This is a genomic window from Paludisphaera soli (assembly GCF_011064595.1).
GTDB lineage: Bacteria > Planctomycetota > Planctomycetia > Isosphaerales > Isosphaeraceae > Paludisphaera > Paludisphaera soli.
This window is the reverse complement of the sequence record NZ_JAALJI010000059.1, coordinates 1-10,047: the sequence shown is the minus strand read 5'-3', so window position 1 is coordinate 10,047 and position 10,047 is coordinate 1. Positions and strand designations below refer to the sequence as shown.

General features: G+C 68.5%; 6 protein-coding genes. All 6 read right to left on the bottom strand.

The features are described 5' to 3' along the window. Positions 1–637: 637 nt before the first annotated feature. The 6 genes from G6O68_RS30700 to G6O68_RS30675 all read right to left on the bottom strand — a co-directional run bounded on the left by G6O68_RS30700 (position 638) and on the right by G6O68_RS30675 (position 9,848). Positions 638–961: a hypothetical protein gene (locus G6O68_RS30700; RefSeq protein ID WP_165253393.1), complete on the bottom strand. Its 324-nt coding sequence runs from the start codon at positions 959–961 to the stop codon at positions 638–640. Between the two features lie 333 nt (positions 962–1,294). Continuing rightward, positions 1,295–3,466, bottom strand: coding sequence for a bifunctional SulP family inorganic anion transporter/carbonic anhydrase (locus G6O68_RS30695; RefSeq protein ID WP_165253391.1), 2,172 nt, complete (start codon positions 3,464–3,466; stop codon positions 1,295–1,297). Positions 3,467–4,275: 809 nt separating this feature from the next. Next, complete coding sequence (locus G6O68_RS30690) at positions 4,276–4,464, bottom strand: hypothetical protein (RefSeq protein ID WP_165253389.1); 189 nt, start codon at positions 4,462–4,464, stop codon at positions 4,276–4,278. A 224-nt stretch (positions 4,465–4,688) separates the two neighbouring features. Continuing rightward, positions 4,689–6,182, bottom strand: a complete 1,494-nt coding sequence (locus G6O68_RS30685; protein ID WP_165253388.1) for a hypothetical protein — start codon at positions 6,180–6,182, stop codon at positions 4,689–4,691. A gap of 58 nt (positions 6,183–6,240) precedes the next feature. Continuing rightward, on the bottom strand, positions 6,241–9,186 hold the full coding sequence (locus tag G6O68_RS30680) for a serine/threonine-protein kinase (protein WP_165253387.1): 2,946 nt from the start codon (positions 9,184–9,186) through the stop codon (positions 6,241–6,243). 65 nt (positions 9,187–9,251) lie between these two features. Further along, positions 9,252–9,848 carry a sigma-70 family RNA polymerase sigma factor gene (locus G6O68_RS30675; RefSeq protein ID WP_165253386.1) on the bottom strand — a complete coding sequence of 199 codons (597 nt, stop codon included), beginning with the start codon at positions 9,846–9,848 and terminating at the stop codon, positions 9,252–9,254. Between the last annotated feature and the right edge of the window lie 199 nt (positions 9,849–10,047).

The following is a 10,047-nucleotide window of genomic DNA, read 5'->3' as shown; positions in this document are numbered from 1 at the left end:
AATGCCGACCAAGCGCAACACCCCGACCAGTGCCCACTGATCTACCGAGATGGGCGGCATGGGGGTGTCGACCATCACTTTCCGGCCACGTCGGTCTCGCACCCGCACCGGGCACAGAGGTAACCGCCGTCCCGCCATATCCGGCGGGTCTTCCGAAGCGGGGACATGAGCGTGGGGAGCGGGGCACCGCAGTCCGGGCAGTCAATTTTACGGCTCGCTTGATACAAGAGGAAAGCCGCGAACACCAGGAACGGCAACATGACGAAAAGCATCTGAACCTCCTCCGAAGGTGGTTCGCTACAAGTTGGCGGGGATTGTCTGGAAAGGACGCTTCCGCCGCATGATAGCTCTCTCAAAAGCGGCCTTTTGGTGAGACCTACGGGTATCTCCCGAGCAGGCCGTAGCAAACCGGCCTGACCCAGTCTCACCAACTCGTCTCGGAATCGAAGTCTCAAGAGCGGCCCGCACGCCGAAGATTCTTGAGACCACGGAACTCGCCCGCCCCCAGTCATCCCGATCAAGACTGCAATCAGATAATTTGAGTCGGCCGCCCTCCTGGTTTTTGCTGGAGATGATTCCCTGTGCCTCTGCCAAAGGCCCTCCGGCTTCGGCCAGGGCGGTACAGCATCTGGGGTCCTCATTCGCCGCCGACAGCCTCGACCTGCCCGGTGTCCTGGACGTGCCCGCACGACCGGCAGCGGTACTTCACCGCCAGGGAATCCTCCGCGACCTGCTCGCGGAAAATGTAGGCACGTCGGACGCCGCAGTTCGGGCATCGAGCCGGGATGAGGCGGGGGAGCTGAAGCCCTGCGAGTAAAGCGACGGCCAGCCAGGGGATGGCCAGGCCGCTGTATTCGTAGGGGACGAAGCCGAGGACTGCCGCCACCCAGAGGAGACCACCGGGGGTCCAGAGGGTGTACCACAGGTACGTGAAGGTCCTGTAGTGGGAGGTCGGTTCCATCAGGTACGCCTCTCCTTGCTAATCCCCCCATCCTACGGGCGACCCCGCCGCTTGTATCCCTTCGCCTCTCCGGTCGCGACTCGGTGAAGGTGCCTACGATGGGTTCCGGTCAGCCCCGCAGTTCGTGCAGGACAACCCCCTTCATCCCGCCCGACCGCCTGTCTCAAGAACGCTCGCTTCTGAGATTCCCCGTCGCGTAATTATCTTTATATATCGCTCGGCGAGCCGGGGTGCGTCATCTGCCCCGGGAGGCGCCCTGGGGCCCTCTCCGGCCTCGGCATGCCGCCGGGCGGCCGTCCGCCGCGGGCGCCGAATCCGGGCCTTGCATGCCGGTCAGGTCGGGTTCGGGGGCCGGTCGCCGCTCGGCACCTCGGGCGGCAGGAATTCGAGGTCGCCCGAGGCGACATCATACATCGCGCCGACGATGGCGACCCGCCCGGCCCGGACGAGCCCGTGGAGCGTCCCGCCCCGCCGGGTCAGCGCCCGGGTCGCCTGCATCACGTTGCGACGCGCCGCCGCGTCGACGGCGGCGTCCCCCGCGGGGGACGCCGCAGCCTCGGACGAGCCGGGGGGGGCGACGGCGGCCGCCGCGGCGCCGCACCGCGTGTGGCCCAGGACGACGACCAGCCTGGCCCCGGCGACGACGCAGCCGAATTCCACGCTCCCCACCGCCTCCCTGCTCGCGACCGGCCCGGCGAGGCGGACGCTCTGGAGGTCGCCCATGCCCATGTCGAAGAGGGCCTCGGGCGCGACGGGGGAGTCGCTGCAGCCGAGGACCACGGCCAGGGGGTGTTGCCCTAAGGCCGTCGCGTCGGCCGGGCGGCACGGGTCACGCGTGAGCGGCCGGCCGGTGCGGAAGCGCTCGTGACCTTCCTTGAGGATCCGGAGGACCTGCTCGGGGCTCAGCGCCGCCTGGAGCTCTCGGGTGGAATGGACGACGTGCCGGGCCTCGCCCCCGAGCCGGTGCTCGCCGGGAAAGCCGACGAGGCCGACCTGCACGCCGCGGGCGGGACCCCGCGCCTCCTGGAAGTCTCGGATCAGGCCGAGCACGTCCGGGTCGATGTAGTCGGTCGCCCGCGCGTCGATCAGGACGCGGCCGCCGGGGGGCACCTCATCGAGGGCCCGGGCCAGCACGGCCCGATTGAGGAAGCTGACCTGGTTGGCCAGCTCGATGCGGACGACCTGGCCGCCGAGGTGTTCCTCGGCGACGCGGCGGAGCGGGTGGCGCATGTTGCTGGCGAGGATGAAGCCGAGGCTCACGGCCAGGCCGATCAGGATGCCGATGAGCAGGTCGGTCAGGACGATCGCCGCGACCGTCAGCGCGAAGGGGGCGAACTGGGAACGCCCCTGGCCCCACATCCGCCGGGCCACCGCCGGGCTGGCCAGCTTCAGGCCGGTGACCAGGAGGATCGCCGCGAGGCAGGATAGCGGTATGCGGTTCAGCCAGGTCGGCAGGAGCACGACGCTGGCCAGCAGCAGGGCGCCGTGGACGATCGACGAGAGCCTCGTCCGGGCGCCGGCGTGGACGTTCACCGAGCTGCGGATGATCACCGAGGTTACCGGGATGCCACCGACCAGGCCGGAGACGACGTTGCCGACCCCCTGGGCCAGCAGCTCGCGGCTCGGCGGCGAGTGGCGCCTGCGGGGGTCGATCTTGTCGATCGCCTCGAGGTTCAGGAGCGTCTCGAGCGAGGCGACGACGGAGAGCGTCAGGGCCGCGAGGTGGATCGCCGGGTCGCGCCACCGCGAGAAGTCGGGGGGCTGGAGGAAACGCAGATACTCGGCGGGGCGGTCGGCCACCGGGACCTGCACGAGGTGGGTCGGCTCGATGAGCCACGGGCCGCCGACTTGCCGGAAGGCCTCGGCGGCGAGGGTGCCGAGCAGGACGACCACCAGAGGGGCCGGGACGGGCGATCGCCTCAGCGGCCGCCGGCGTCCCCAGGCGACCAGCAGCGCGATCGACGCGAGGCCGATCGCGGCGGCGCCGGGCTGGAAGCCTTCGAGCAGGCGGACGAGCTCGGAGAAGGTGCTCTCGCGGTCCAGCTGGAAGAAGGCCATGTCCCCCTCAGGGTCGGGGTCATGGCCGAGGACGTGGGGGACCTGCTTGAGGACCAGGATGACGCCGATGGCCGTCAGCAGGCCGTTGATGACGCTGGAGGGGAAGAAGGCGGCGATGAACCCGGCCCGGGCCAGGCCCAGTGCGACCTGGATGAGGCCGGCGAGGACGAGGGCCAGCTGGAAGGCGCGGAACGACCCGAGAGCGGCGATCTGGGCCACGACGACGGCGGTGAGGCCGGCGGCCGGCCCGCTGACGCTGGTGTGCGAGCCGCTGAGGGCGCCGACGACGAGCCCGCCGATGATGCCGGCCAGGAGGCCGGAGAACAGCGGGGCGCCCGAGGCGAGGGCGATGCCGAGGCACAAGGGAAGGGCGACGAGGAAGACGACCAGGCCGGAGGTCAGGTCGCGCACCGAGTCGACCGGGGCCGGGGCTGCGCTGGCTGCCATGGTGCCACCTCCGAAGCGGATCGGAACGTCCTCCGTGGCCCCTGGCGCGGCCCACCTTCGTCGTCACGTCGGTCGTCGCCGCGGCCCGCGAGCGCGTGCCACGCCACCGCGGCGGCGACCGCGATCGCCGCGGCCACGGCCCCGGCCCCGGAAATCACCACCTGCCGGAGTCTGAGCTCGAACATGGCGCCCCTGCCGGAGTCTGAGCTCGAACATGGCGCCCCCGGGCTCGTAAGTGCCGGACGGGGCCATCCGACGGCACCACGCCCCGGGCCGGAGGGGCGTTGGGCGGGCATCGCGGATTCAGGCCGTACACGATCTTCGCCGAGGCCCGATCCGCCGGCAAGGGCCCGGCGCGGACGGATTGATGGTGACGGCTTCGCGGTCGGGTCGAGGGCGGTGCCGAGGGCCGCCCGCCGATCGCCGGCGAGGATCCTGCACCCCTTCATCCCCCGTCCGACCGTCCATCCGGGCCGTCCCGCGGGCAAGAGGAGCCCGTCGCGATCGGGGTGCCGGCCGATCGCTCGGCACTGCGCGATCCGCCCCATTTCACGCACTTCTGTCTCAGGCCTTCCCCACGCAGACCGTCGGAAGGCCCCAGAACCCACGCCACTCCGGCGGTCTCCGGAGACGCGTGAACGAACAAGTAAGGTTTGGAAGACGCACTCACTGCGCCTTCCGACTCCGATGACGCACCGACCGGTGCCTACCTTTCCGCCTGCCGGCCATCTAATCCATGCAAGCAACTTTGGCTTTGGCTCATCCCGGCGCGGTCGTCTTTTGCCGGAGATAATTCCCTGTGCCTGTGGCTAGCCGTTGGACTTGGGGCACTCGGAGCGGAGGAACGTCCGGCCGAAGAGGAGCGAGGTCGCGACGAAGAACGACACGACCGACCAGGCCCACCAGGTCGTCCACGAACAGAGCCAGCCGACCGGCCAGAGGCAGCACCAGCCGCCGAGAATCGCCGCGAGGAGCGTTGAGAGGTTCCACTTCGCCATGAGGCCAACCCTGCCCCGAGACGACCGGCAGGGCAACCCTTCGCCCTGTCTCAAAAACGCTCGTTTTTGAGACGGTCGTCGAGGAACTTTCTCTATGTTTTGCTCCGGGAGGCTTGAGGTCAAATGCGTCGTCTCCCGGAAAAAGAGCTGCTCAGCTCAGCCCAGTCGGCAAGGTGGCCGACTGGGCTGACCGAGACCCACCTTTCACGGCCTCTGACCGGAGCTCACCGGCGACGCAGCTTAAGCAAGAAGGCGTCGACGTATGACGGATTGACCAATTCGCTGGTGCCGAGGGGGTCGGGGTCGAAGTCGACCGTGCCGCTATAGGACCCTGTCAGATAGACCAGGCCCGAGTCATCCACGGCAATGCTGGCCTGCCACTCGGAGTCGGGCCCGCCGAACGACACGACCCACCTCACGGCCCCGGAGGAGCTCAGCTCGGCCACGAAGACGTCATGGTAGTCGCCGTTGCTCGTGACCGAGGGGAGGCCGAAGCCGGGGGAGAACACCCCCTGGAAATAGCCGCTTGTGAAGATGTTCCCAGACCCGTCGACGTCCAGCGAACGGACGCGGCCGTTGTCCAGCTGGGTCGCCCACACGAACGCCCCGGCCGACGAGAGCTTCGCGACGTATCCGTCGACGCTCGCCGAATCGGTCGGGAGCCGATAATCAACCTTGGAGTTCGGGTTGAAGTCGACCTGGCCGCCGTACGAGCCGCCGACGACGATATTGCCCGAGGGGTCGAAGTCGAACTCGTTGACCGCCACGGCCGATTCCGACGTCTTGGCCACGAACGGGGCGACCCAGGCGAATTGGCCCGCGGCCGTCAACTTCAGCACATACCCGTTGTTCGCCGTGCCGGCGCTTACGACGTAGGAGCCGCTGACCGAGTTGGTCCGCTTCGGGTCCGGGTTGAAGTCCAGGCCACCGCTGAACTGCCCGCTCACGTAGATGTTCCCGGCGGCGTCGGCATCGACATGGGACGACATGCCGCCACGGTTGGCGAACCGATGCGACCAGAGCTCAGCCCCGGTCGGGCTGTACTTGCGCACTTCGAACCCGCTGGCAATCCAGCCGTTGGATGTGATGTCCGCGTTCCAGCCGGCCGAGACCACGTTGCCGGCGTCGTCGACCGTGATGGCTTGGCCGAAGTCCTCGGTCGCGGACCGGCCCCAGCTCCGCGCCCAGAGGAAGTTCCCGTTCGGGTCGAGCTTGGCGACGTAGACGTCGGTACTTCCGGAGCTGGAAAGCGTGAAGGGACCGAAGTCGGCTTGGCCGAGGAAATCCCCGGTGACGTAGACGTTCCCGGCAGCGTCCACCGCGAGGGCATCGCCGCTCTCGGTGCCGTAGCCCGTCGTATCGCGGCCCTCGCTGCCCATCCGGCGGACCCAGACGAGCGTGTTGTCGGGGGCATACTTGGCGACGAAGGGGTCCAAGTAGCCTCGCGAGGTGAGCACGTCCGACCCGTCGGGGCGAACGACAGTGGGGTCGAAGTCCATCGTGTTGTTGAAGTAGCCGGTGATATAGCTATTGCCGGCCGAGTCGATGGCGATGTCGGCGGAGTTAATGCTGGCCGTGTCGTTCCCGACTCCGAGGACCGAATCGAAGGCGACGGAGAGGACCACTCGCCCCTCCAGGGGCTCCAGGCGTGGGCTGCGGGATTGCAGGCCGCGGCGACGCGGCCGGAGTCGGTTCGGTGACGAAAACGGGTGCCACATCAGTCTGTTCCTTCCGTCGGATAGGGTTCTACTCGGAGGACTACAGGTCGGGGAGCTCTTACGGGGCTCGCTCCGTTGGCGGGGCTTCGGGCTCCAGGAGGCTCGACGCCTCGCCGACGAGCCATCGCGGTGTGTCCGCCAGATGGCCCGCCGCGACTCCGGGGCGGGCCTTCTCGTACCACTCGCGGGCCCTCTGCGATTCGCCGCGACGGGCGTGGGCCGCGGCCAGGACCAGGAATTGGAAAGTCCAGCCCCCGTCGCCGCGGACTGCGATGCACTTCTCCGCGGCCCGGATGGCGGCGTCCCAATCGCCCAGGCAGTATTCCGCCACGGCGAGCCACTTCCAGTTCAGGTCGCCTTCCGGGTTCAACTCGCACGCCCGGCGGGCGACCTCGACGGCCCCCGCCGGGTCACGTCGCGACGCGTCCGGGTCCTTGACCCGCCGTTCGACCTCGTGCGTCAGGTACTCCGCGTACTCGGCCCGATATCGGACCCGGTCCGGGAATTCGGACACCAAAGCTTCGTGGACCTCGCCGGCACGCCGGGCAGTCTTCTCCGACTGCCCCGCGTCTCCCGATTCGTGTTGGTACGCGGAGAGCACCTGGAGGGTCTTGGCCAGATTCGCCCGATGGTCGGGGAACCTGGGGAAGTCCCGGACGAGTCGCTCCGCCTCGGGGACCGTCGCCCGGAGGATTTCCCTCGCCTCATCCATTCGACCGAGGCCGCGGAGCGTAATTGCGTAGTTTGTCCGGTTGAGCACCAAGACCTCCCGGTATCTCGGCCGGTCGGGGTACTCCTCCGCTAGACGAGTCAGAATATCAATGGAGCGACGGTCTCGCTCCGCCATCGCCGGCTTGTCCGAGGACACCGAGTTCAGGTTTATGAGACCTGTCGCGACTTGCAGCCGATGTCCCTGATGCTTCGGGTCCGCGGCCAGTACCTCCTCGCGGAGCCGGAGCGACCGCTCCAGAGCCTGCACCGCCTCGGCGGGCCTCGCTGTGCTGCTCAAGAGCCGGCCGAGGCCGTCCTCGGCGTGGGCCAGTCGCTCGGCGTACTCAACATCGTTGGGATGTTCGGTGCGGAGCTTCTCGAACATCGCGACGGACCTGCGGAGGACGGGCTCCGCCTCGGCGAAGCGACCCATGTCTATGTAAATCGAGCCGAGGTTGTAGATGGTCCCGGCGAGCTGGCTGCGTACGTTGGCGTCCTCGGGGTGGCGGGCGACGAGCTCCTCCCGGATGGCGATGGACCTCTTGTCGAGCGCCTCGGCCTCGCGAAATTGATTGTGGTCCCACTGAAGCTTTCCCAACTGTGCCAGAGTCCAGGCGAGCTCCTCGCGGCAGGCCGCGTCGCCCGGATGGAGCGAGGCGAGCCGTTCGAGCTCCCCGAGCATGGCCCGATACGCGGCGTCGGCCCGGTCATGTCTCCCGAGGGCCTCTTCGATCCCCCCGACCCGCTTCCTGGCCCGGACGGCGTCGAGCTGCATCCGGAGGTCATCGCCCCGCTCGGCGGCGAACTGCCGGTAGAAGGCCAGGGCCTTCTCCAGGAACTCCGTCTGGACAGCCGTCAAGTGGGGCTGCTGGGCGAGCCACTTCTCGGCCACTTGCGTGTACATCTCGTCGACGGCCCGACGGGCCATCCCGAGCCGCTCGTCGGCCGCCTTGGCGTGGGCTTGCGACTGCACGAGGGCCCTTCTGGTCTGCTCCTTCTCTCGCCAGACCAGCAACCCCCCGATGACGAGGGCGGCGATTGAGATGGTCGTCAGGAGCCCGGCCGTCGTCAGGGCCACTCGATTGCGTCGGGCGAACTTGGCGAACCGATACCGGGTCGACGGTGGGACCGCCTCCACCGGCCGGTCGGCCAGGTGGTTCAGCACGTCGGCGGCGAATTCACCCGCCGTCTCGTACCGCCGCCGGCGGTCCTTTTCCAGTGACTTCATCACCACCCAGTCGAGCTCGCCCTTGATGGCGAGTCCGAGCCGCTTCGGGTCGGCCTTCCGCATGGCCGAGACGGTCGAGAGCCGCTCGCCCAGCGTGCCCAGCCGCGTGCTGGGGCGCGGCGGCTCCTCCTCGCGGATGATGCGACGCATCTCGTCGAACGCGGCCCGCCGGAGGGTCTCCGAGTCGAACGGCGTCGTGCCGGTCAGGAGTTCGTAGAGCAGGACGCCGAGCGAGTAGATGTCGCTCCGCGTGTCGACGTCCGAGCCGGAGAGCTCGGCCTGCTCGGGGCTCGCGTAGAGCGGCGTGCCGACGAATTGGTGGAACCCGGTGTAAACCGTCTTGTCGGTGAGGGCCCCGCCGGTGGCCTTGGCGATGCCGAAGTCGATGACCTTCGGCACGCCGACGCCGTCGACGACCGTCACCAGGACGTTGGAGGGCTTCAGGTCGCGGTGGATGACGCCCTTCTGGTGGGCGTGCTGCACCGCCCGGCAGACGAGCGTGAACAGCTCCAGCCGCTCGGGAATCGAGAGCTGGTGCTGGTCGCAATACTCGGTGATGGGCAGGCCCCGGACCAGCTCCATGACGAAATAGGGGCGGCCCGCCGAAGTCGTCCTGGCGTCGAAGACCCGGGCGATGTTGGGGTGGTCCATCATCGCCAGAGCCTGACGCTCGGCCTCGAATCGGGCCACCACCTGCTTCGAGTCCATCCCCGGCTTGATGACCTTCAGGGCGACCTTGCGGCGGACCGGCCCGGCCTGCTCGGCGACGTAGACGACGCCCATGCCCCCCTCGCCGATGGCCTCCAGCAGCTTGTAGGGGCCGACGGCCGTGCCGGGCTCCTCGACACCGAGCCGAGAATCGGGGGCTGCGGTCACCGTGGCCATTGAGGCCGGGGCCTCGAGGAACTCGTTGAGCCCGGGGTCGACGTTGAGCAGCTCCTCGACGCGACGCCGGAGCTCCGTGTCGCCGCAAGCCCGGGCGAGGAACGCCGAGCGGGCCTCCGAGCCTTCCAGCTCAAGGGCCGCGTAGAACAGTTCCTCGACTCTCGGAGCTGCGTGCTGCATGGGTCATCGCCTCGTTCGCCCCACTCCCCTCTATAGGGATGTGCGAGAGGCGGGGCCCGCAAGCTTCAGGGGTGCACGGAATTTCCCGGATTTTTCTCGCGGGCCTCGGCCCCCCGCAGCTCGATGAAGAGCCACGCCTTGGTGTAACGCCAATAGCGTTGGACGCTTGTGCGGGACAGGCCGAGGACGCTCGCGGCTTCCTCCTCGCTCAGACCGGCGAAGTAGCGGAGCTTCACGAGCTGGGCCTTGACCGAATCCTCGGCTTCGAGCTTCTTGAGGGCCTCGTCGAGGGCCAGGAGGTCATCGGAAGGGGCGGGGGCCTCGATGTCGATGCCGTCCAGGTCTTGACGTTCCATCCCTCCGCCGTGCTTCTCGGCCTGCTTGCGGCGTGCGTTCTCGACGAGGATGCGACGCATCGCCTCGCCCGCTGCGGCGAGGAAGTGGTTGCAACTGTTCCATCGCTGGGCTTCCTCGCCATCGACCAGCCGGAGGTACGCCTCGTGGACCAGGGCGGTGGCCTGGAGCGTCTGCCCCGGCCTCTCCCGGTCGAGTCGGTGCCTGGCCAGCCGACGCAGCTCACGATAGACGAGCGGCAGGAGTTCCTCGGACGCCCTAGGGTCGCCCTGCTCGATGGCCGAGAGGAGGCGGGTCACGTCGCTCATCGGGTCAGTTAATACGGGCCGAAGGTTCCGGGTCGCTGCCACGCCGCTCGGGTCGGGCCGAAGCCCGCCATCGGGCTCGGAGGACTCTCCCTTAGATTAACAGCCATCCATACGAGTAGATAGACCCGCCGACGGATGTCGGCGACCCCGCATGCAGCCGTCCGTCCTTGCGGGAGATGATTCCGCCTTAGCGTACTAG